Origin of the sequence: Paenibacillus humicus NBRC 102415 (genome assembly GCF_004000905.1) — a bacterium.
Taxonomy (GTDB): Bacteria; Bacillota; Bacilli; order Paenibacillales; family Paenibacillaceae; genus Paenibacillus_O; species Paenibacillus_O humicus.
Genome location: NZ_BIMD01000003.1, coordinates 168068 through 186541 on the forward strand (window position 1 = coordinate 168068; position 18474 = coordinate 186541).

At 52.7% G+C, this 18474-nt stretch carries 27 protein-coding genes; 2 read left to right on the forward strand and 25 right to left on the reverse strand.

Annotated elements, in window-relative coordinates:
* Positions 1–3: 3 nt before the first annotated feature.
* The 3 genes from PHU01S_RS03745 to PHU01S_RS03755 all read right to left on the reverse strand — a co-directional run bounded on the left by PHU01S_RS03745 (position 4) and on the right by PHU01S_RS03755 (position 1826).
* On the reverse strand, positions 4–465 hold the full coding sequence (locus PHU01S_RS03745) for a hypothetical protein (protein WP_127506198.1): 462 nt from the start codon (positions 463–465) through the stop codon (positions 4–6).
* Positions 466–730: 265 nt separating this feature from the next.
* Positions 731–1021 (reverse strand): hypothetical protein, encoded by a 291-nt coding sequence (locus PHU01S_RS03750; RefSeq protein WP_127506200.1) that lies wholly within the window; start codon positions 1019–1021, stop codon positions 731–733.
* Positions 1011–1826 (reverse strand): ParM/StbA family protein, encoded by an 816-nt coding sequence (locus tag PHU01S_RS03755; RefSeq protein WP_127506202.1) that lies wholly within the window; start codon positions 1824–1826, stop codon positions 1011–1013. Before PHU01S_RS03755 ends, PHU01S_RS03750 begins: the two co-directional genes overlap by 11 nt.
* Before the next feature lie 497 nt (positions 1827–2323).
* On the opposite strand from PHU01S_RS03755, the gene PHU01S_RS03760 reads away from it, so the two are divergent.
* Both PHU01S_RS03760 and PHU01S_RS03765 read left to right on the forward strand, forming a co-directional pair.
* On the forward strand, positions 2324–2824 hold the full coding sequence (locus PHU01S_RS03760) for a hypothetical protein (RefSeq protein WP_164762967.1): 501 nt from the start codon (positions 2324–2326) through the stop codon (positions 2822–2824).
* Positions 2825–2971: 147 nt separating this feature from the next.
* The gene (locus tag PHU01S_RS03765; protein WP_246029136.1) at positions 2972–3274 is read left to right on the forward strand and encodes a hypothetical protein; all 303 of its coding nucleotides are present in this window, start codon (positions 2972–2974) and stop codon (positions 3272–3274) included.
* Here the strand turns inward: PHU01S_RS03765 and PHU01S_RS25595 are convergent, their stop codons facing one another.
* The 22 genes from PHU01S_RS25595 to PHU01S_RS03865 all read right to left on the reverse strand — a co-directional run bounded on the left by PHU01S_RS25595 (position 3275) and on the right by PHU01S_RS03865 (position 18434).
* On the reverse strand, positions 3275–3424 hold the full coding sequence (locus tag PHU01S_RS25595; protein ID WP_164762968.1) for a hypothetical protein: 150 nt from the start codon (positions 3422–3424) through the stop codon (positions 3275–3277). It lies immediately after the preceding gene.
* A 23-nt stretch (positions 3425–3447) separates the two neighbouring features.
* Positions 3448–4317 carry a peptidoglycan recognition protein family protein gene (locus tag PHU01S_RS03770; protein WP_246029137.1) on the reverse strand — a complete coding sequence of 290 codons (870 nt, stop codon included), beginning with the start codon at positions 4315–4317 and terminating at the stop codon, positions 3448–3450.
* Positions 4304–4546: a phage holin family protein gene (locus tag PHU01S_RS03775; RefSeq protein WP_307721774.1), complete on the reverse strand. Its 243-nt coding sequence runs from the start codon at positions 4544–4546 to the stop codon at positions 4304–4306. Before PHU01S_RS03775 ends, PHU01S_RS03770 begins: the two co-directional genes overlap by 14 nt.
* 62 nt (positions 4547–4608) lie before the next feature.
* Positions 4609–4902 carry a hypothetical protein gene (locus PHU01S_RS03780; protein ID WP_218032408.1) on the reverse strand — a complete coding sequence of 98 codons (294 nt, stop codon included), beginning with the start codon at positions 4900–4902 and terminating at the stop codon, positions 4609–4611.
* Between the two features lie 49 nt (positions 4903–4951).
* Entirely contained in the window at positions 4952–5233 is a 282-nt protein-coding gene (locus tag PHU01S_RS03785) for a hypothetical protein (protein WP_127506213.1), read from the reverse strand.
* An 18-nt stretch (positions 5234–5251) separates the two neighbouring features.
* On the reverse strand, positions 5252–6460 hold the full coding sequence (locus PHU01S_RS03790) for a hypothetical protein (protein WP_127506215.1): 1209 nt from the start codon (positions 6458–6460) through the stop codon (positions 5252–5254).
* A 2-nt stretch (positions 6461–6462) separates the two neighbouring features.
* Complete coding sequence (locus PHU01S_RS03795) at positions 6463–7599, reverse strand: glycoside hydrolase family 113 (RefSeq protein ID WP_127506217.1); 1137 nt, start codon at positions 7597–7599, stop codon at positions 6463–6465.
* Positions 7600–8373: a hypothetical protein gene (locus tag PHU01S_RS03800; RefSeq protein WP_127506219.1), complete on the reverse strand. Its 774-nt coding sequence runs from the start codon at positions 8371–8373 to the stop codon at positions 7600–7602.
* 11 nt (positions 8374–8384) lie between these two features.
* Positions 8385–8771 (reverse strand): phage tail fiber protein, encoded by a 387-nt coding sequence (locus tag PHU01S_RS03805; protein WP_127506221.1) that lies wholly within the window; start codon positions 8769–8771, stop codon positions 8385–8387.
* An 11-nt stretch (positions 8772–8782) separates the two neighbouring features.
* On the reverse strand, positions 8783–9835 hold the full coding sequence (locus PHU01S_RS03810; protein ID WP_127506223.1) for a baseplate J/gp47 family protein: 1053 nt from the start codon (positions 9833–9835) through the stop codon (positions 8783–8785).
* Positions 9819–10268 carry a DUF2634 domain-containing protein gene (locus PHU01S_RS03815; RefSeq protein ID WP_127506225.1) on the reverse strand — a complete coding sequence of 150 codons (450 nt, stop codon included), beginning with the start codon at positions 10266–10268 and terminating at the stop codon, positions 9819–9821. Before PHU01S_RS03815 ends, PHU01S_RS03810 begins: the two co-directional genes overlap by 17 nt.
* Before the next feature lie 209 nt (positions 10269–10477).
* Positions 10478–11608, reverse strand: a complete 1131-nt coding sequence (locus PHU01S_RS03820) for an XkdQ/YqbQ family protein (RefSeq protein ID WP_444980854.1) — start codon at positions 11606–11608, stop codon at positions 10478–10480.
* A complete protein-coding gene (locus tag PHU01S_RS03825) occupies positions 11533–12183 on the reverse strand; it encodes a LysM peptidoglycan-binding domain-containing protein (protein ID WP_127506230.1) in 651 nt (216 codons plus the stop codon). Before PHU01S_RS03825 ends, PHU01S_RS03820 begins: the two co-directional genes overlap by 76 nt.
* A gap of 2 nt (positions 12184–12185) precedes the next feature.
* A complete protein-coding gene (locus PHU01S_RS03830; protein WP_127506232.1) occupies positions 12186–14207 on the reverse strand; it encodes a hypothetical protein in 2022 nt (673 codons plus the stop codon).
* A 193-nt stretch (positions 14208–14400) separates the two neighbouring features.
* On the reverse strand, positions 14401–14799 hold the full coding sequence (locus PHU01S_RS03835; RefSeq protein ID WP_127506235.1) for a phage tail assembly chaperone: 399 nt from the start codon (positions 14797–14799) through the stop codon (positions 14401–14403).
* The gene (locus tag PHU01S_RS03840) at positions 14800–15246 is read right to left on the reverse strand and encodes a phage tail tube protein (RefSeq protein WP_127506237.1); all 447 of its coding nucleotides are present in this window, start codon (positions 15244–15246) and stop codon (positions 14800–14802) included.
* A 13-nt stretch (positions 15247–15259) separates the two neighbouring features.
* Positions 15260–16336 carry a phage tail sheath subtilisin-like domain-containing protein gene (locus PHU01S_RS03845; RefSeq protein WP_127506239.1) on the reverse strand — a complete coding sequence of 359 codons (1077 nt, stop codon included), beginning with the start codon at positions 16334–16336 and terminating at the stop codon, positions 15260–15262.
* Positions 16337–16339: 3 nt separating this feature from the next.
* A complete protein-coding gene (locus tag PHU01S_RS03850) occupies positions 16340–16786 on the reverse strand; it encodes a phage tail terminator family protein (protein ID WP_127506241.1) in 447 nt (148 codons plus the stop codon).
* A complete protein-coding gene (locus PHU01S_RS03855) occupies positions 16776–17240 on the reverse strand; it encodes an HK97 gp10 family phage protein (RefSeq protein WP_127506243.1) in 465 nt (154 codons plus the stop codon). The genes PHU01S_RS03850 and PHU01S_RS03855 overlap by 11 nt, the downstream gene beginning before the upstream one ends.
* Positions 17237–17566, reverse strand: a complete 330-nt coding sequence (locus PHU01S_RS03860; RefSeq protein WP_164762969.1) for a DUF3599 family protein — start codon at positions 17564–17566, stop codon at positions 17237–17239. The genes PHU01S_RS03855 and PHU01S_RS03860 overlap by 4 nt, the downstream gene beginning before the upstream one ends.
* Entirely contained in the window at positions 17566–18132 is a 567-nt protein-coding gene (locus PHU01S_RS25600) for a head-tail connector protein (protein ID WP_164762970.1), read from the reverse strand. Before PHU01S_RS25600 ends, PHU01S_RS03860 begins: the two co-directional genes overlap by 1 nt.
* 14 nt (positions 18133–18146) lie before the next feature.
* Entirely contained in the window at positions 18147–18434 is a 288-nt protein-coding gene (locus tag PHU01S_RS03865; protein ID WP_127506247.1) for a hypothetical protein, read from the reverse strand.
* Positions 18435–18474: the final 40 nt, after the last annotated feature.

An 18474-nucleotide genomic window follows, 5' to 3' on the forward strand; every position in this document is an offset into this window, starting at 1 on the left:
TCGTCATCCCATCCCTTCGAAGATCGTCTCCACTTGGCCGAATGCCCACGGAAGCCCCAAAAGAATGCCGTAGACCAAGATAAAAGCGAGGGCCGACTTGCGGGCTGCAACGAAGTCTCCCTGGACCGTGTTGCTGATGCAGTCAAAGGCCGCCTTGATGATGATGACCCACTTACCGATGCTCACCAACTTGTGGTATAACCGCTGAGCTCCTACGTCAAGCCCCGTGCCGTCCCCTGCCGAAGCGAATGCGTGTTCCAGCCCACCGGCTCCGAGCAGCACCATGATGGTAATCGCCCCGACACGGTAGATCAACTTGTGCCGCTCGACGTGCTCGACAACGATCGTTGCGCCGGCCTGAAGTCTCTCAATGAGCAGGCGCCTTGTCGGCTCCGGCAGAGCAACCGCCGCTGCCGGGCGCAGGTCAATCCGGTATCCGGTCGGCCGCATGGTTAGAGTCGCCATAAAATATCCTCCTCACAAATCGTGATGTACTGGCATCTTTTCCAATCCTGCCGCATATGCTGAGGGTAAACCGCCCGCAGCGCCCTAACCGGACTCTGCCCATGGCGGTTTTTTCTATCTTTCAGCAAATATTTCCTGAAAGTCGTTTGTGCAAAATTTTGCCGAAGCGCTGAACCCTCAGGAAGATTTTCCTTAGGGCAGGAATATCGAACATCGACGAATTCACCGACGCCGGTGAATTCCAAAAGGTGCGACGTCGCACGGTTTAGATAAATCCCGCCGCGTCAAAGCCCAAACTTCCCGACGTTGGGAAGTGTCCAGACGTCTGGGCGTCCAAACTATACGGCGTCGTATGGTTCAATTGAGACGTCGCAACTTTTGAACCAATAGGGGCAGTCGTCCCCAATGGGGATGAAGCATCCATATCCCGCTGAATCAGCCGCTTGAGGTAGCCCGAGCGGTTTTTCTTCGTCTGCACCCATTTGAAAAGAGCGACCTGATCGGGATCGTCCTGGCTGAAGTAGACAGGGATTTTTTCAATACGTCTACTGGACACCTCCATACAGCCCCTTTGCTATCAGATGGAACGCCTCGACGTTTGCATAGAGATTCATGCCGGGCTTGAGCAGCTGCGCGGACGTGAAATGCATCCTGATGTCGGGTAGCAATGCTTCAGCTCCACCGCCGCACAAGGTAACGACGTCGTTACCTCTCCACTTCAAGCGGATAGCATGCGCAATGATAGCCCGTGCAAAAGCAACTGGATCCGGATTTCGCAGCGTCTCCATGCCGTTCACCAGCGTATCGCTCGCTCGATCGACGAAGCGCCGGTCCTGCAGCGTGCCGAGGTTGACCGTGCCACTCCCGATATCAATCACCCGCACAATACCGAGGCTAGGAACAAGGAGGCCAGCTGCCGCTCCTTCGGCCGCCACTTCGCATCGGCGGATGACAATGACTCGCCGCTCCCCGTTGATGGTGATCTCGTGCCGGCCCTGCAGCATCTCCTTGATCTGAAGCTTTTGCTCCGGCGTATGCGTTCGGATGGGCTGCCCCACGACGATCTGATGCTCCGATCCAGGTGCATACTGGTGAAGTGCGATCAGGACGCGCAGGCGAGCATCCGGATGTGCCTTCGAATCGCCCTTGGTGCTTTCCGCCAACTCGCTTTCATACATCGCCAGAGTCCCAGCAAAACCGCGCTGCCCGCCGTACTCCCATTCGAAGTCATGCTCACCGTGGGTTTGCTGAAGATTTCGTTCCCGCCAGTCATAACCGATGGGGGAGGGGAACTGTTTGAACTGCCGACCGTCGTACAGCTTAACCGAGCTGCCGCCGGCGTCGATGCCAATGATACTCATGCTGTCATCTCCTTCTGGCGCTACTGGTAGCCCTACAAACCGTTCTACGTCGAACGGTTAGCGTCACCAGTGGCGCTACATGATATGTCAATAGCCTATGGAGAGGGCTCGGGCATATTTACTGAATTCCAAATAGGGACGGGTATAAAATTTTGTAGACTCGGCCATATTAGGAATACGAAATAGACAGAAAGGCCTGAATCACATGACCGGAATAGGGAAAAAGCGAACCGATTATGGAGCTTTCTTGGATAAACACGGAGTCAAACAGGAGAGAATCCGCGAAGAAACAGGGTTGAACCCTGGAACGGTGTCGCGGGCATGCAGCGAGGAAGGATATAAGCCGACAAGAAGTGTGCAAAAGATCCTGGTTGAAGCAGCTCGACGGCTTACGGGAAAGAGCGCACAGCCCAAAGATTTCTGGATGTGAAAATTCTGTATCATAGATAGATACATTTCGTATATTCTATCCTTAGGAAGGGAAGGGGAGAGGATCTATGATAAATATGGCGGATACTGGTAATGAGTGGCAACTAGGTAAAAGGGCAATATCCAAAGTCGGGATTGTGTCATTGATTCTTTCTAGCGTTGCTTTTTGTCTTGGAGTGATTTCACTAATTATAGTCATTTCACATGCTCAGCCTCAGCCTGCTATGAGTGAAATTGAAGAACAAGTAAATGTTCTGGCGTTCCAACATGCTGTGGAAAAAGCGGCAGTAACTGATGATTTCATCGTTAATAGAGTTCTTATGAATTCAAACTTAAGCTACATCGACATTTCACTACAACCATCTGTTGCGCTCGCGTACAAAGGGCAAGGAAAGTTTGATCTTCAAGCTGAAGAGTTGAAGGACAAGATAATTGCAATAATGGATGTAATAAAACCTGTTTACGGAAACTATAATTTGGATGGCGATTGGGATGCCAGGACGTATAAGGTGACCATCCAAAATTATGTTATTGGCACTTACAAAAATGGCACAGTCAATCTAGAATAACGAAAAAAATCCCCCACCAGCCGCGGAGGCCAGTGGGGGATTTGCTTTACAGAAAAGTCTTATGCTTTTCCAATTCCAAATATTGGTGTTTAATGAATATGCGGGCGTAAGCAAATAGAGGAGCTGGTTGGTATAAAAATTGATGGATTGGACGAATTTCAAAAGGCATTGGCCGAGATGCAGCGGCAAGCAAAAGAGCTTGAAGGAAGACGCGAGGTAACGTTTGAGGAACTCTTCCCTCCTTCCTTCATGATAGAGCACACCAACTTTTCATCTTTTGAAGAATTGCTGGAAGCCGGAGGCTTCGAAGTCAACAGTGCAGAAGATTTCGAAGCTATTCCGGATGATGTATTTGACCAACACATCGGTAAGCATACTCAATTTGATTCTTGGGAAAACATGCAGGATTCAGCAGTCCAAGAGTATGCAGCCAAAAAGCTAGGCTTTTAATTAATCAAGCTTGCGCCCGCTCTTGAATGTTTTGATCTCCTCTATCTTGTTCTGTAACTGACTGAGCAGTTCCAGCGCTTCGGTTGCCGCCCGACTCATTTCTCCAGCCCATCTGAAATCGACAGGTAGCTTTAGCGTCTTCATATCCATAAAGCCTCGACCTCCTTTTTAGTTCAGTGGGATACCAGCACACGTCCGGAGTGCATTTGCCATTTGATTATATTTGCTCGGGTCTCTGCCCTCAGCTTTAGCTTTGAGCCATGCCGGCGAGAGCCAGTTGAAGATGATCTCCTGGGCGTGCTCTTGGACAGTCCGGCTCCCGCCGCCGCGGCGCGAACGTTGGCCGCCAGACGCTCGAAGTGTCCAGCCTCCTCGCGCAGCCCCTGCTGCAGCGCCGCGTGCCGCGCCGGCTGGATGTAGGAGACGATGACATGATCGCAGATGTCTGCCTGCAGTTTGGCCGCCGCCGGCACCGGCCGGACCTGAGTCGCCATCTCAGCCGTCACGTCCCGGATCAGGTCGCCGAGTGTCTTGCCGCCGGCCGCAAGTGCCTGGTCGATGTCCGACTTGCGGGCCGGGTCCAACTGCTTATGACTGACGATGTGAGTCGATGGCGTCTTACCCCATTTAGTGCAGCATATCGCAAGGTACCAGACGAGCCGCGTGTAAGCCGCTGCGAAGTCGATCTTGCCGCCGTAGCATAGTTCGATGCCCAGGGCGGCATGGTTAGCATCGTAGCCAAACAACTCGTTGTCCGTGGTTACATTGCGGATGACGTGAAAAGCCTGTTCTGCCGGATCCGGACCGGTGCCGGCCGGGATTATTTCAAGGATTTGTTTGTCGTCGATGAAGACCTGTGCGGATGCCGTCCTGTCTGTTTGCGTATTGAAATAAGAGAAATGGTTTTCGGCGGAAGCTCCGGGGTTCCCGGTATCGTGGGCGACTAAAAAGGCCGGGCCACCGGTTACTAGCCGGATGCCTGGCCTGACGTTAGAGCGCTTGTTGATGTAGCGCCGCTCGATCTGATATTTATTGCTGTCCATCGCCGCCGCCCTCCCCATTTACAGCCTTGCTCGTCTGCCTGACAAGCTGATGCCCATAAACCGACACTGCGCCGCACAGGACGCCTTGGATTAGGCTCTCGGCCGTCGGCCCCAACAGCAGACATGTCATCAGGATTGCAACGGCCGTAACGACGTAGACGATCGACCAGTCTGGCACCCGCGGCGTCCGCTTGAGTACATACCCCGCCACCCAGCACACGGTAAGCACGCCGGCCAACTCCGGAGGAATCATAGCTTGAATTGCTGCCCATTCCATTAGATCATCTCCCCTTACTTGATATAGAATCCACCCTTGAGGGCAAAGCCGACAACAAAAACGACGACCGCTCCGCCGATCGCCGTGAGTAACCAGTATGAAACTTTTGAAATTGCATTCAACCGTTTGTGTGCCGACTTGGTGCTTTCTAAGGCGGCCACCGCCAGTTTGTCCACTTCCTCGGAGCGCCGGTGTATCTCTTTCAACTGCCCTCTAAAATCCTCGAGCGATCGATTAAAATCATCCAGTTTCTCGAGACGGGTTGAAATCTTGCCAATATCGACTCTCATTTCCATGATCGTGCTCATCAATTGCATGTGATCCGACTCCGGCACCCCGGCTCACCTTCTCTCTCTTCTAAGGTTCAAGATCATCCACAGCGCTGGCGAACTCTTCAATGCCCTTTGCCCACTCGTAAAATTGCCTATGGTAGTTCGTTGATCCCGGGGCGACCGATGGAGCGAATCGAAATGTCCTTACTTGGAATGCCGGCTTACCGTCGAGACGAGCTGCCTTGCTCGCATAGTAGAATACTTTTACCTCTAGTTCTGCCACCGTTCCGCTAATAGCCACCGCCCTGATATATGCTTTTGGAACATCGAGACCACTGTCTAGGGTCAAACTTTGAATGAATCCCATTTCATCCCTCCCATTCGTTTACCAAGGAACGCCGTCTACCGGACCAACTGGCATAGTGTCCAACTTGCGGTATTTGCTGCCATCATCGTTGATCCACATCCACCATCGGCCCATTTTCATTGGCTTCGACCAGATTCCAGCGACGACGAATGGCCCGGCATTAATAATCGTTTCTTTGGTGTCGCGCTTCATGAGGATCGGCTGAAAGCTCACTGATCCGTCGTCGTGCATGATTACAATTGCGATTGTCGAACCTGAATCATTTCCTTGTTCGGGATCATCTTCCGCCCGAAATCCTGCTCTTCGGTTACCGTCTGTCTGAATGTAGTACCCCCTCGCCGTTCCGGCCGGGCCCGAGATGTACTCTGACGACGGTACGTAATCCACAAACGGTCGCCAAAAGTACGATGTTCCTTTTCGGAAACAAAAGTACGGCGTCTCGCTGTTTTGAGTTGCCGACACAAGCCAAAATATTTGTCCGACATATTTTGGCCCTGGATCCGGAAGGCTGCTGATGCGGTTCGCGTTGCCGCCTGCGATACGGGATGATGTATAGCTTATTGTGCCGGATGTGACCGGCAGCTGTGCTTCTTCGAGAAGCGTGAAATCTTCCGGCTTCCGTGCAAGCCCCCATAACTCGTTGTTCATGCGGTATTCGCTTTCCGGCTTGTCCCACAACCCGTTCCTGGTCATAAGAAGGTTCATCTTGTCGTATGCGACAGCCGTATCATTCAACGAGGTGTTCAGCACCTTGATTCTCCATTGCATGTATGGATTCACGTAGCGCACATAAAGCCGGTAGACATACTTCCCGCCTCCGAGGCTCTCTTGATATAGCCGTAGCAGGTCCGTATAGCCGTTAGGATTGCTCGATGCCTGAGATACCAGCGGCACGACTTCGACAGCAAACCTGTTTGCCGGGACGTCTTGGTCATTGTGGTAGACATTGATGCGCACCGAAACGAATGCACTGAAGAACTCCGAATCAGACGTCGCGCTGTTCAACAGGAATTGCGTGATGACCTTCTTCAATGCCGGCGGCCGGACCGTGCCGTAAGGATTAGTTTTTAGGTACTGGTCCGAGTAAAATTCATGTTCAAATAGCTTAACCCACTGGTTCGGATTCGTCAGGTTGCCGTTCTTTACTGTGAACATCTTCTGCATTGCCAGTTCCGGGTGTGCGTCGTCGTCACGCGCATGATTCAAGTTCGTCAGTATTTTCTCCATGATCAAATCCTCCCGCTGCTGACATAGTCAATGATGACCTTTTCGCCTGGATAGATCGTCTGGCCCTCGTAGTCGAAATATTGGAACGGCGAATGAGCATGCCAGATTGCGAACCCCTTGATGAACGGGATCGTAACGACCGTCTCGAAGTAAGCTTGAAACAGCAGCGCCTGAACATCGTAGTTCGTCGCTCCCGTAGCAAAGAGCTGCGTCAGTCCGTCGTCCTTCGGCATGCAGCCGAACTCTGTGATGAGAATCGGTTTCCCAGTCAATTGGTTCATGTCGACCAGCAAGTCATAAGGACTCCATCCACTCCACGTTCGGCGGAAGCCGCGGGCTACATCTTCGACCGTGACGGTAGGCTTACCATTCACGATAGCGTATGGTTCATAAAAGTATGTCGCATAAATGTTAGCGCCGATCGCATCGACCAGATGGACAACTGAACGCGCTGCCCGGTCGGCTTGCAGTTTGAGCGTCGTGTCGCGAAGCTCGGAACCCATCATTGCAACCGTGAGCTTGAGTTCGGGATAAGCCGCCCGGATGGTATTGACCAACTGAAGCCAGTAGGAGTAATAGAGGTTTTCGCTTGTCAGCTTGTAATGCTCACATTCGATGCAGAGCCACGGGATGTTGTTTGTCCGGCATAGCTGCGCGACGAAGAGCAGTTCCTGAGTCCAGTTTGCGAAGTGCAGTGGCACATCCACCGGATCATAGCGCCCCCGGCTGAATCCGTCCGACCAATTGAGAACGATATGAGGCTTCAGCATCCAGAGCTTGACGCCTTTTACTTTGGCTATGTTGAGAATGCTCTGAATCTGCTGGGCTGTGTGATGTTGAAAGGTCGATCCGGTCTCGCTGTCCAAGTTATGCAGGGTCGATACGACGGCACCTAATCCTTGCACGGCAAAGCGTGTGAAGACCTTCGTAAAATAGTCCGTATTCGTGTAAGCATCCGAAGAACCGGGGTTACCGATCGTCACGGTGGAAGACTTAAACCAGAGGTTGGCAGAACCGTACAAGCTACTAACTTGATCGTCGATTGTTTCGAAGTTCTCCGTGAATTGCGAACGGTGCAGTTCGTCAGTGTCATCATCCCATTTGACTAGACCAAGATTTTTTGTTCGTTTTTGCTGCATTCATTCCCCTCCCCTAAGAAATGCCGTCTGGAATGGTCCCCAGCTTTTGAAACCGTGGACTCCTTCCCATGTCAACTTGACGCCTTGCACTTCTTTCCACGGCAGCCATGTATAGATGAATTCATGAATCAAATGGGCTGGTAAGGCTCGATCAACTGCCTGTTCCATATCGGCTATATTTTCAGGAACCCCGCGCTTACTGAGAATTGTTGTTTTATGGAGATACTGATCCGGATAGACATCCACTTTACATCCATAGAACTTATTTACCAGCGACTCAAAAGCCATTGTTGTCATTGGCTGCGGTCTTCGATTTTTTCCGGGGAGCATATCCCTCCGAAACTCCTCAATGATAGCGAGCAGACGAATAATCTCGGCTACCTGCAATTTTTGGGCAGCCGAGAATAGAGAAGACTGCTGCAAGAATCCCGGCAGAAAATCTTTTAGAGCCTGGGAAATATCCCTTGAGGTTGCAAAAGCCTCCGCTGTCGCTTTCCCGTCTGCTTGTCCGCCCATGATGATGTACCGAGCTGCCACCGCATCAGGCAGCACCGATCGGCCCGTTGAAGTGCCAGATGTACTTTGAATACGTACGGTCTGCGCCGAAGCTGTTGCCGCCCCATAGGAAGTGCTGCTACTCTTTCGGATCAGAACTGCTGCAGCTGAACAATCGGCATTCCCAAAAATTGATCCCGCCACTGTGAGGATCAGAACAGCAGCTGCAGAGGCACTTGAACTACAAGATGCCGTGCCACTAGACTCTACAAGTGCCATCAGCCATCACCTCAATCTTCGTTTACGATTACGGTGCCGGCGGGCAGCTTCAGCTGGTTCGATGATGTTATAGGCTGCGAGGGAGTAAGCGATCCGTAATATAGGAGCTTCCCGGCCGTTGCCGCGTCGAACACACCGAAATGAGTCACGGTGCCCCATGCCGCCGAAGCGACCGGGAACAGAAGGTCTGCCGCATTGCTGCAACTGCCAGTCGTTGCCGCTGAGAAAGTGACAGCCTGCCGGGCATAGGCGCCGCCGGAAACTTCTGTTCCCGTCGCAGCGTCTGTAGGGTCCGACGTGAACAGTCCGACGTAAAGCGCCGCGGGGGGCGTGTACACAACACCGCGCAGGACGTGGTTCAAAAGTGCATTTTCAAGAAAATCAGTTTTCCCTGGCATGCTACATCACCTCATATGGTTAAATTAAGTGCTCCCATGACAGGCACTTGATCTTGCTGGAGCTGAAGGTTCCCGGTGGACCCGTTGATTGTCAGTGAACCGTACTCATAGTCGGAAACATTCCCGGCGGATAAAATTGCCTCCCCGATCCTGTTCAGCTTGACGACCGTTTCCGTAAATGCCAATGCCTTGAGATAAGCTGTGATTGCTTCCTGCACCTGAACCCTGGCCTCATCCAATGATCCGCCATCGACAAGAATCAGCTTGGCAGATACATCGACCAACAGTTCTGATACTCCGACCACGGTTGGCACTGACCCTGTGGTCGCCATTGCTTGGATGAGCGCATCAGCTGCCGCGACAGCCGAAGCACCTGGCGTCCGCTTGTCGACCGAAATCAGCACCACCTTGACAGTCCCCCCTCCGGCCCAACCACGAAAAACCCGAGCATCAAAGATGCCGGGCACTGTCTTTGCCGTCTGCTTGTACTGGTCCGGATTTCCGCTCACAGCCGGCTGGTCACGCTTTTCGATCGCTCTGGCCAGTAGCGCCTCCTTGCTCTCCAAGTCTGTTCCGCCGCGGGTTTCTTCAAGGTTTGTCACCGTAACCCCAGGAATGGAACTCTTTGATATGGAGCCGGCAGGCACATTCCCTGACGCCCCGGCCACTTGTGCCAAGATTTTCAGGGACACGGTTCCGGAGACCGGGATTTCAGTGGCTGCGCCCTGAATATCAAAGACCGTCCCGCTTTCTGTAGTCGCAAAAGAGCCTGTTGGAATCTTCGTTCCGGATGGACCATAAAGCTGAACGGTGCCTTCCGACTTCACGGCCGGCTTGCGCGTAACTCCCTGCTCGGCCGCTATCATATCGACCTCCTCTTCCGTCGCATCCTCCGAGCTGCCTGCTCTCACCCGCTTAATTCGCTCAATCTCGTCATAGGCCTGGGAAACTTCAAGGGCTACAGGAGCCAGAGCATCGAAGGTAAAGGTCCCTTCACCCTTGGCCACACCGCCCAGGACGTTGCTGAGCATGCGCGAAAGGATAGAATCAAAGTCCGTCGCCATTTATTCTCACCTCACCGTAGACCGTCTCTGCTGTAAAGCTGATCTTTAGCACATCCTCGGAATGGTCAATGTCGAAATCGGAAAACGACAGGATATAAGGACTGTTCAGAGCTTCTCGAACATATCTTTCCGCCTCTGTCTTATCCGGCGCACTTCGTTGACCGAGAAGGTTGTCCAACTCATGACCGTAATTCCAGCTATAGGCCAAATACCGAAACCGTTCAGTCCGCAGGGTCTTGTAAATCCAGATTTCAAGCGCAGGCAATCCTTCCAACCGAACCGGATCCCCGTCGACAAGTTTGAAGTCGTTTACGGCAAAATCCCATGCGTACTCTATCCAGAGAGGGAGTTCCTTCTGTGCAGCGCTGTCCACCGCAGACGCGGCTGTATCCTCGGTGACTCCATCAATAAAAGGGAACGGGCTGTCAGCCATCGGCAGGCACCACCCTCGTCACTGCCCAACGCCCTGCGACAGGCTGCAGCACGACTTGCTCGCCGTTTTGATGCGTCCAGTTTGGCGGGATATAGAGGTCATCCGCCTCAAGTGTGAGATCGGAGGAAAGTACGGTGATCGTGGAAGGCCATGTGCTGGTCACGATCCCGAGAGACGCACCGGTTCGCTCCGCTTCCTGCTTTGCGACCTCACGGATATACGAAGTTATCCAGGCTATATCCCGTACTCCCGGCGCCGCTACTGCTCGTTTTGCTGGATCCACTGTCCACTTCTCCTCCTTCCTGCTCATCCATGAGGTTTTGAAAATTGACCGTGAGCGTGATCGTCTGCATACCGTTTTCCCAGACATGCTCGTCACTATCGATATAAAAAAGGCCCACCAAGCCGGTGAGCTCATCCTTAATTCGTACAGCATTGCCGGTTATGAGATCGACTTGCCCGTCACCGAAGACGGTGACGTTTGCGGTCCTTTCCGCTCCTTTCAGCATGGCAAGAGCAGGAGCATGGGGGTCCTTTTTTTCTTCCAGTTGGTAGATCTCCTGGAGCCGTCCATACCGTTTTAAGTTATCGGTTGCCGTCACCTCGCCAACATAGTTGTCATTTTTATCGACGATTTTGACAGCCGTCACGGCGTCCTCAATGCTCTCCGTGTAAGAAGCTTCTGTCAGGTTAGTGTCCGCCGTCAACATAACTGCTGCTGTTCTGGTGCCCTTGCGGATAACGCTTAGTCGGCCTGCGGACATGCGGGGGATGTATTTATGTCCTGTCGTCTTCGAAGCACCGGTGTAGCCGATCATGACGGCCTCATACGCGCTGCGATTAAGAGCCGTGAACCGTTGGCTGCCGCCGGCATCCTCCAGGTAACCGACCGGAACTCCAATCTCCGCGCAAACAGTCCGAGCAACTGCAGCCGCCGTCGCACCCTTGAAGATCCGATTCACCTTTGACTGGGTCATGTACCTAAGACCGTCATATGCCGTGTACTCAATACTGTTCCCGGTGAGCGACTTACTCTGTTTGAACAGATAGCCCCGGAAGATTTCTTTGCTGTCATCATCGTAGATGAATATCATCTCACCTAACTCCATAGGCACTCGCGGAATGCTCCGGTCCGAAGGGGCAAACAGAATTGAGAAAGTCGCCGATCGGGCAGCCGTCGACTTGTCTCCGGACCACGAGAGCCGTAGGAAGAGGCCCGATAAGTCCGTCTTCACACCAGCTCTGGAAACGTGCTTAAGGGAGATCATATTTTCAACACCTGCCCGATCTGCAGCTTGCGGTCGTCTGTAATCCCGTTTTTCTTTTTGATTTCCGGCCATCGGCTGCCGTTACCGTATACCCTTTTGGCAATGAGATATCCCGTATCGCCCTTTTTGACCGTATACGTCTTCGGCGGTGTTTTGGTCGATGTACGTGCCGCGCTGGCGCTATGCGCCGAAGATGAGGCAATTGTCGCTGGAGTTGTCGTTCCCTTCTGGGCGGTGACAAAGCGGTATTCCCGTAACGACAATGTAAAATAGACGTCCAAAGGTCCCGGACGATGGCCGTAGTTGAATGATTCAATGACCATCACCTGGTTCAGGTTGAGCCCCCTTGCCGTGATGAGAAGGCGCAGAGGCTTACCACTCTCCTTCCAGCGGTTCAGGGTGTTGACGAAAGTGACCGGCGGCGGAAAGTCCTTATAAACGCACAAACCATCATCCTGAATGGGGAAATAGCTTTCTAAGGTGACGCTATTCAGCCGCCGCTTGCCCATAGCCAGTACCTCGCCTAGGTTGTGGACGGTTACAGTGTTATGAGCCATTCCGGTTTGGAGGTCATAAGACGACGGCGGCACCGGCAGCCGTAGTGTCTCCGCACCGCTGTTATACGACAAAACTACATCAATCGGCATGCCTATCCTCCGTTCAAACTGACTTGCTCCATGATGGTTCTAAATTCTTGCGCCAGTCTTGCGATATCCGCTTCTTCTCGTACAACTGCTCCGGGAAATTGGAAAATGAATTGTTGAGAAGCCCCTCCGGAACCGCGATTTTGATTGGCCTCTTGTGCCGTCAAGACCTGCTCACCTTCGTGCAATATGGCCGGGAACCCATTCCGGGGGACACGTTGAATTCCATAAGCAAACCCAGCAGAATTCATTAGCTCGAGATACTTCTGCATGTCCTTGTTTCCGCCTGTGGAAAGTTTCCTTAGCTCATCTGCTGACATTCCGGTCTTTTCGCTCAGTGCTTGATTTAGCTTTCTCTCGTATTTTACATAGCCTTCATCAGACCACACGGTTTTCAAGCGCTCTAGTTCTTTCTGAGATACGCCCATGTTTTTCGTAATCCAGCCATCCTGTTTTGAACCCAACTGATCTGCAAGTGACATGGATTTATTGTAATTTGCCTCATTTGCCATTTGCCCAGCTGCCACGCCGCCGCCTAACGCTCCAATAGCAGCCCCGTAAGGACCGAAGGATGATCCCGCGATACCTCCTGACACTGCTCCCAAAACAGCTGTCATGGTTGGGTTGTCAGCAATATACCCTTGGATGCCTTCCCACATTCCTTGTCCTATTTTCCTGCCTGCAGTAATGGCTGATTCAATCAGAGGCTGGCTGCCGGCTAAAGCTACTCCTAAGGTTGCTCCAATCTTGCTGCCAATGTCTGTTAACTGAGCCTTTCCGGATTTTTCGTACCAACCATCAAACAGAGTTTTCAGCTCCGTAAAAATAAACTTCACTTTAGACTCTGTGTCCGGGAGGTTTCGGAATTTCTTGTTGTTTATAAACCGTTCCTGAATGTATGCGGTGATGCTTTTTCCAGTATTGACGACCCCCTTGAACATGGAAGCCATCATCTTGCTGCCAGCTTCAAACATTTTGTCTGCGCCACCACCACTCAAATAGTTAGCCCAACGTTTAAGTTCTGGCTTCAGGTATTCAAGAGTTCGAGTTCCCATGTTGGTCACACCGGAACCCATTGTTCCAGTAATTGTCGACCACAGGCCATAAGCAGATTGCCCGAGCTTTTCGGAGCCGCCACGGAACATCTGCGTCAGCCCGATCCCCGATCCGTTTTTAAGCTTGGACCAGTCTCCGCCAGAAGCCTTGATTTGCGCTTGGCTGATTTTAAATCCAAACTCCTTCATCCGCTCCGTCTCGCCAGTGGCTAGGTCAGCAAGGGCTTCAATAGAGTCGCTGAGAGTCTTGCCAGGGGTAAGAGCCGTCATATCCTCAGCAAGCCTCAGAAGGCTCATAGCAGGCTTGGTTTTGCCCCCAGCTATACCGAGCGCCCTGGTGCCCGTCGAAATGACTTCGTCCGTATCAAACGGGGTGATATCCGCATTCTTCCGGAGATCAGCAATGAATCGCTGCGCTTCCTGCCCTGCCCATGATTTACCCTGCTTGGGGTTATTGACGCCAAGGAAGTGAGTCATGGAGATCATCTGCCGCTCCAGCATAGAAGCCCCACTGAGACTCTGCTTGATAAGGGCAATCCCTGCCGCTCCTACAGCACCAGCAGCAACGCCACCTATAAGCAAGGGTTTCTTAAGCATGTCAAGCATACTTCGGAGTCCGCGAAAACCGCTGGATGCCAAGTCGACTGCCTTGACAGTCACTTTAAACGGAGCTTTTGTCATCCACTTGAGGGTATTGACCGCCGGTTTGATTTGGGTGCTAAAGCGCTGTGCGTGAGCCGTTACAACGACGGCCGCATTACGGATCGCCTTGGTGCGCTGTTCCACCGCCTTGATTGCCTTCATGGCTGGTGAATTGTTGATGCGAATCTGCCGTTGTTTCTTAGCCTCGGCATCCAATTGTTTTTTTACCGTTTGGACCGATCGGTTGAACGTATCAGTGTTCTTCTTCACCCGCTGCATGACAGCGGAATAATTGTCACGCAGACTAATGACTGATGTCAGCCTTGCCATCTCTGTTCACCTCACAATACTGGGAGCGTCGGCCATGCTCCAGCCTTTTGTAAGCGGGCCCGTTCTTCTTGCTCATATTGATAGAAAGCCCGGATGAGCAATTGCTCACCGGGCGGCATGTTATAAATTTCGCTCGGTCGGATGCCGCGCCGGGACCAGTAATAGTAAAGCATCTCGGTTAGACCATCCGACCTTATTCGTTTTTTAATTCAGTTACAGCGTCAGCACTGAAACCGGACAACTCCGAAATTTCGTTATACAGAATTGCAACTTCTCCAGTCAGGAGAAAGTTTGTTTTGAGCAGCAGATCCTTCGGCGTGGCCGCTCCAAAATGTTTCAGAAGTTCAGTCGATTTAAGAGAGGGGTCAACAAGCCCTTTGATGATCGTATGCGCGCGCAGTGCCCCTTGATCGATTTCGCCGTCACCGGCTGAGATATCGGAAATTTCTTCCTGCTCGTCATGTGTGAGAGCTTGGAGAGTGAAAATAACTTTGTCACCAGCCTCTTTGGATAGTCGTGGAATTTCGACCTTTTTGGTTGGTCTGACCATCTTGGATTGATCGATTTTCAGCAGCAAATCGAGTGTAGACATTTAAATTCCTCCACCCGTAATAAGATCATTGGTTTCCCATTTTGTGAATGTGAATGGCGCTTCCGTTTCGCCTTTGACGCCGGCTTCCCAGTCAGCAAGAGTGAGGTCGTTGAAGCTGGCATCCGATACAGTAACCCTTTCGGCCCCGAATGCTGCTGGATCATTCAACGAGCTCAGGATGGTCGCTCTAGGCAGAATGCCTTTTTGGATGGCGGCACTGTACTTCTTAATCATCCGCGAGTTAACCTTGTGCAGCCTGACACTGCCATTCCCTTTATAGCCCATGAATTTCGAATCGACGCCCATATTCCCCGCCAACTGCACATCCTCTTTGTTGAACTCAAGCTTGGCTTGGAATCCTTTGACCTCAGCGACATAGTCGCCATCGATCCAGAGCTCGCCACCCGTACCGCTGATAATCCTTTCGCCATTAAAGCCTGCTGGCATGGTTCATTCCCTCCTAGAGGTAAATTTGCATATCGAAGTCCTCAATGGCGTCGAGTGCTCGCAGCGGGCCGCCGATGAACACTTTGTCCCTGGTATTGGCTTCTTTGACTTGCTGATCATTCATCGCAGCAACTGCATCGGCACCGAGGATCGTCTTAAGGAATACCCGTTGAGCAGCTATGTTGATGTCTGCCCGGCTCAGCCCCGGATCCAAAATACCCTGCAACTCCATTTCCTCGTAGTAAGCATTCACCGCATTTAGCAGCAGGAGCTTATTGGTGTACGAGTTGGAGACCTTGCCGATATAGTTGTCCTCGATCGTCTGCTTGATGTCCGTATAGATCTTGTTGAACACCCGGACCAGTTTGATTTTTTGCCATTCGGCACCAAACGGATCGGCCAGCGTCGTAAGGGACGTTACTCCTCGAGCAATCTTGACCTTTTCACCGTCATTGATCAGGACCAGCTTGCCGGCGGCAATGGCTGTGTTGGCCTCGGTTTTCGTAAGCTTCGGCACATCCGTCACATCTGGCAGCACCTGATAAGTTGGGGCCACGGTGAGCGATAGGCCGGCGAGCAGGCCGGCAATCCGGGCCAGGAAATTGGTCGTCGTGTAGCTGGTGGCACCAACATAGATGTTGTCGGTAGCAAAATTCACGATAGCCGGGTGGTCACCGGCATGGTTCGGCAGTACGAACATGATCTTCCGATCCTTGGCGTCGAACATGCCCTTGGCCCATGTGGCCGCTGCGGACACATCTCCAGCGGCGATCCCGGGGACAGTTCCGACGTTCCAAGGGATGGTTTCCAGGTAGTTGTACGCCGCCGCGTAGTCGGACGCGGACGATGGTATTACGACGACCTTCACCATTGCAGGCGTGCCGATCATTGCCAGAGCGATATGGTTTTTGTTGACCACCGTCAATCCAGCCGGAATTTCATCTCCTGGGCGCAGCTTGTACTCAACGACGCCGGTCGAGACGGACGTGTCCTTGAGCACAATCGCCAGCACGCCCGCGCCGCCCTGCTGGATCGCGGCGGTGGCAATGGATTTGAACACGATATTTACATTAGGCAAACCGAGTGCCATTGGTCATCCTCCTTTTTGGTCCAAGTGGACCTCTTGCATGGTGTCGTACTCCGGCAGCTGCCGGTTGGTCTGACCCTCCAGGACAACGGTGATATAGACTTCTTCGTCCCTTGGCCCGCCGTCGATGCTTGCGATTGTGTAGACAGCACCGTCAGGGGCTTTCAATACAGGCGATTCCTGCAATACCGTCATAAGGCGGTCTGAAACGTCGATTTTATCGAATACGTCCGGTTCTTGCCCGCGGGCGAGCTTGGGGAAGTAGACGATCTGCCAGCTCATTCGCCGCTGCCGGTAATTGAGGTTCAAGAACTCCCCTGAATGGGTCGCCAATTGCACGAAAAAAGACGGCTGTTTAAAGCCGTCCGGAACCGTGTTGACGTATGTGGTCGTGACCTCGGGAATCGTGTCCTTCAGGAGGCGCCGTATGGCGTCCAGGCTGCTACGAAACATCGAAGCCCGCCTCCTTCCCGATCTCCCGGATGAATCCATCGACCATTTCAGGTATGTCCCGGTTCGTCTTCTCCAGCGCCCTCTTGAAGAAATGAGTACCGGGGACAAAGCCGAGATTCTTCTTGGTTCTCCGAATTCGGCCGTTCTTCATCTTCTTGCGCGTCACCTTAACCAGCTTGTGGCCATCTTCAACCATGCGAGCGTACCAGACCTTGGTACCGACCTCGATCGTCTCGCCGGGATCGACGAAGAGAATCCATTCCTTTTGTCCCTTGTAGAGCTCCCGCTTAAATGATGCTCGGAGGCGCCCAGAGCTGACCGGCACCTCGGCCGCACAATTCTGCAGATGTTTCTTCCCGACATCATAGCGCAACTGGTTGTAACGCTTCTTGTCTCGAGCCGCATGCCCCAGTGCCTTGGAAAGTTGGTCGAGACCTTCGATTTTGAAACTCATGCCGAACCCTCCCGCTCCACCTGAACCTCCGTATGGTGATTGTTGGGCCGATACGGCTCGCCCGCCCGGTACTCCCCAGCGCCGTTGACCTTGACCAAGTCGCCGGCCTGTATGTTTGCGGCTGCAGGCATGTAGAGCATGTACACTTCGGTAATGGCCGTTTCGGGTTCCCCTCGAGTCGCCTGAATTTTTTTTCGTGACAGGCGGCAAGGATAGGAGTTGACTGCCTGATAATCGTCCTCCCCATTGAGGGGAGTGTTGTACTCGTCCTTCTGTGGCAACGAGCGCCAGACTGTACAGCGCTGTACGAGCATTCCCGGGCCCATCACCGCCACCGCCTGACATGAGAGCGTAGCAAGGCGCGTACCGCCCGCGGCAGATTTGGAGATTCGCCATCTAAACCCTTTTCGTAGGTTACAGAGTAATCGCCGATCCGCTCTGATACCTTCCCCCATTCGCCCGAATAAAGCTGCTTGCAGAGCAGCAGGCAGGCGTACTCAACAGATATGGGCAGGTTCGATACTGGCGCCCCGTCCTCGTCGCTCGGCAGCACATACCCCCCGACATAATGCACTCGGATGTTAAAAGAGCCGCAGGGCCAGCGTTGCTCACGGTAGAGCATTCCTTCGTCGAATTGGATATAATCCGTGATTGGATATGACGAATCCCCCACGGACAGAATCGAGGTTACCGGATAGGCACGTAGAGGAAGCATGGTTGAACCGAGGCCGCTGCAGAGTTCGGTCCGCTCTTTCAGCTCGAACGAACGCCGGCAATACTGCTCAATCGCCTCAGATGCTGCCTGCAGGCACATCAGGACTTGGTCATCTGTGCTCGCATCCTCTTGCAGGATGAGGAGTTGCTGCTTGGTCTTAGAAAGGGTAGAAAGCATCCCCTATCACCGCCTCACTTTTCATCCTTGGAAGCTTTCACCCGCTTTGCAGCGGATTTGTCCTGCGCCGTTTCGTCGTCAGCGCCAGCTTCATCGCCGACCTTCTCAGCGGCTTCAGCCTCCTTCGAATCGGCTTCCTTTTTTTCCGGCTCCTTTGCTACAGGTTGGACTTCCTTCCCGATTACATCAGCTGCGCGCAGCAGGATCTCCCGTTCTGCATCCGCCTCGATGATCGAACCTACTGCCACGAGCTCGCCGGATGTCACGTCTTCGAATTGGTTTTTGACGATGAACTGTTTCATGAAATCCCTCTCCTTTCAAAGTAGAAAAGGCCGGGGATGG

Coding starts and splice junctions, on each gene's coding strand:
- PHU01S_RS03745 (WP_127506198.1), bottom strand. CDS start 465: ATGGCGACTCTAACCATGCGGCCGACCGGATACCGGATTGACCTGCGC.
- PHU01S_RS03755 (WP_127506202.1), bottom strand. CDS start 1,826: ATGAGTATCATTGGCATCGACGCCGGCGGCAGCTCGGTTAAGCTGTAC.
- PHU01S_RS03760 (WP_164762967.1), top strand. CDS start 2,324: ATGATAAATATGGCGGATACTGGTAATGAGTGGCAACTAGGTAAAAGG.
- PHU01S_RS25595 (WP_164762968.1), bottom strand. CDS start 3,424: ATGGATATGAAGACGCTAAAGCTACCTGTCGATTTCAGATGGGCTGGA.
- PHU01S_RS03770 (WP_246029137.1), bottom strand. CDS start 4,317: ATGGACAGCAATAAATATCAGATCGAGCGGCGCTACATCAACAAGCGC.
- PHU01S_RS03780 (WP_218032408.1), bottom strand. CDS start 4,902: ATGAGCACGATCATGGAAATGAGAGTCGATATTGGCAAGATTTCAACC.
- PHU01S_RS03785 (WP_127506213.1), bottom strand. CDS start 5,233: ATGGGATTCATTCAAAGTTTGACCCTAGACAGTGGTCTCGATGTTCCA.
- PHU01S_RS03790 (WP_127506215.1), bottom strand. CDS start 6,460: ATGGAGAAAATACTGACGAACTTGAATCATGCGCGTGACGACGACGCA.
- PHU01S_RS03795 (WP_127506217.1), bottom strand. CDS start 7,599: ATGCAGCAAAAACGAACAAAAAATCTTGGTCTAGTCAAATGGGATGAT.
- PHU01S_RS03800 (WP_127506219.1), bottom strand. CDS start 8,373: ATGGCACTTGTAGAGTCTAGTGGCACGGCATCTTGTAGTTCAAGTGCC.
- PHU01S_RS03805 (WP_127506221.1), bottom strand. CDS start 8,771: ATGCCAGGGAAAACTGATTTTCTTGAAAATGCACTTTTGAACCACGTC.
- PHU01S_RS03810 (WP_127506223.1), bottom strand. CDS start 9,835: ATGGCGACGGACTTTGATTCTATCCTTTCGCGCATGCTCAGCAACGTC.
- PHU01S_RS03815 (WP_127506225.1), bottom strand. CDS start 10,268: ATGGCTGACAGCCCGTTCCCTTTTATTGATGGAGTCACCGAGGATACA.
- PHU01S_RS03820 (WP_444980854.1), bottom strand. CDS start 11,608: ATGGCCGGAAATCAAAAAGAAAAACGGGATTACAGACGACCGCAAGCT.
- PHU01S_RS03825 (WP_127506230.1), bottom strand. CDS start 12,183: ATGCCGATTGATGTAGTTTTGTCGTATAACAGCGGTGCGGAGACACTA.
- PHU01S_RS03830 (WP_127506232.1), bottom strand. CDS start 14,207: ATGGCAAGGCTGACATCAGTCATTAGTCTGCGTGACAATTATTCCGCT.
- PHU01S_RS03835 (WP_127506235.1), bottom strand. CDS start 14,799: ATGTCTACACTCGATTTGCTGCTGAAAATCGATCAATCCAAGATGGTC.
- PHU01S_RS03840 (WP_127506237.1), bottom strand. CDS start 15,246: ATGCCAGCAGGCTTTAATGGCGAAAGGATTATCAGCGGTACGGGTGGC.
- PHU01S_RS03845 (WP_127506239.1), bottom strand. CDS start 16,336: ATGGCACTCGGTTTGCCTAATGTAAATATCGTGTTCAAATCCATTGCC.
- PHU01S_RS03850 (WP_127506241.1), bottom strand. CDS start 16,786: ATGTTTCGTAGCAGCCTGGACGCCATACGGCGCCTCCTGAAGGACACG.
- PHU01S_RS03855 (WP_127506243.1), bottom strand. CDS start 17,240: ATGAGTTTCAAAATCGAAGGTCTCGACCAACTTTCCAAGGCACTGGGG.
- PHU01S_RS03860 (WP_164762969.1), bottom strand. CDS start 17,566: ATGGGCCCGGGAATGCTCGTACAGCGCTGTACAGTCTGGCGCTCGTTG.
- PHU01S_RS25600 (WP_164762970.1), bottom strand. CDS start 18,132: ATGCTTTCTACCCTTTCTAAGACCAAGCAGCAACTCCTCATCCTGCAA.
- PHU01S_RS03865 (WP_127506247.1), bottom strand. CDS start 18,434: ATGAAACAGTTCATCGTCAAAAACCAATTCGAAGACGTGACATCCGGC.